This window comes from Actinomadura sp. WAC 06369 (assembly GCF_003947565.1).
GTDB classification, from domain to species: domain Bacteria; phylum Actinomycetota; class Actinomycetes; order Streptosporangiales; family Streptosporangiaceae; genus Spirillospora; species Spirillospora rifamycini.
This window is the reverse complement of sequence record NZ_QHJN01000360.1, coordinates 1-1,573: the sequence shown is the minus strand read 5'-3', so window position 1 is coordinate 1,573 and position 1,573 is coordinate 1. Positions and strand designations below refer to the sequence as shown.

The window sequence follows — 1,573 nt, the reverse complement described above, 5'->3', positions numbered from 1 at the left end:
CCTCCACCAGATCCCACTCCACATGAGGCGCGAGAGCCTCCGCACACTCCGCCAACCGCGCCGCGAACACCGGCGACTCCACCAACAAACGCCGCCCCATCCCGGTCCACTGGCTCCCCTGACCGGGGAAAACGAACGCCGTCTTGCCGGGGCCGCCCGCCGGGACGGCTCCGACGGCGGCCATGGCGTCCGGGAGGTCGTCGCCGACGGCGGCGAGCCGTCCGGCCAGCTCCGTCCGGTCGGCGCCGACCACGACGGCGCGGTGGGAGAAGAGGCTGCGGCGTGTGGCCAGGGCGTGCGCGACGGCGGCGGGCTCGTCGGGCGCGGCGAGCGCGAAGTCGCGCAGGCGGCCGGCCTGCGCGCCCAGGGCCTCGAAGCCGCGCGCGGACAGCGGCCAGGCGGTGACGGCGGTGTCCGCGGCGAGCAGCGGCGTCTCCCGCGGGTCCTCCTCGGCGGGCGCGAGCGGTTCGGCGGCGGGCTCCTCCAGGACGACGTGCGCGTTGGTGCCGCTGATGCCGAAGCCGGACACGCCCGCGCGGCGCGGCGCGCCGTCCCGCGTGTCCCACGGGCGCTGCTCGGTCAGCAGCCGCACGCCGCCCGACTCCCAGTCGATCTCCGGGGACGGTTCGGTGACGTGCAGGGTCTTCGGCAGCGTCCCGTGCCGCATCCCGAGCACCATCTTCATGATCCCGGCGACGCCCGCGGCGCCCTGCGCGTGCCCGATGTTCGACTTGATCGAGCCGAGCCACACCGGCCGGTCCGCGGTGCGCTCCCGCCCGTAGGTCGCCAGGAGGGCGTGGGCTTCGATGGGGTCGCCGAGGACTGTGCCGGTGCCGTGCGCCTCGACCGCGTCCACGTCCCCGGGCGCGAGCCCGGCGTCGGCCAGCGCCGCACGGATCACCCGCTGCTGGGACAGCCCGTTCGGGGCGGTGAACCCGTTCGACGCGCCGTCCTGGTTGACCGCCGTCCCCCGCACCACCGCCAGGACCGGATGGCCCAGCCGCCGCGCGTCCGAAAGTCGCTCCACCGCGAGCATGCCCGCGCCCTCGCCCATGCCCATCCCGTCGGCGGTCGCCGAGAACGCCTTGCTGCGCCCGTTCTCCGACAGGCCGAGCGACGCGCCGAAACCGAACGCGCCCGCGGCCGCCATCACCGTGACGCCGCCCGCCAGGGCCAGCTCGCACTCGCCCGCGCGCAGCGCCTGGCACGCCAGGTGCAGCGCGACCAGCGACGCCGAGCAGGCGGTGTCGATGGTGATGGAGGGACCTTCGAGGCCAAGGACATAGGAAACGCGGCCGGACAGCACCGCGCCGCCGTCGCTGACCGGTGTGGTGCTGTCCTGGACGCCCGTCTGGCTCCCCGCCACGGCCGACGTGTAGAGCTGCATCCATCCGCCCACGAACACGCCGGTGCGGGAGCCCTTGAGGGTCGTCGGGTCGATGCCCGCGTGTTCCAGCGCCTCCCAGGACGTCTCCAGCAGCAGCCGCTGCTGCGGGTCCATGGCGAGGGCCTCGCGCGGCCCGATGCCGAAGAAGGACGAGTCGAAGTCGGCGGCCTCGTGGACGTACCCGCC

At 75.1% G+C, this 1,573-nt stretch carries 1 protein-coding gene; it reads right to left on the bottom strand.

Annotated features, from left to right (window positions below; translation table 11 throughout):
- A partial coding sequence (locus tag DMH08_RS39415) for a type I polyketide synthase (protein WP_148108666.1) occupies positions 1–1,573 on the bottom strand: 1,573 nt, incomplete at both ends.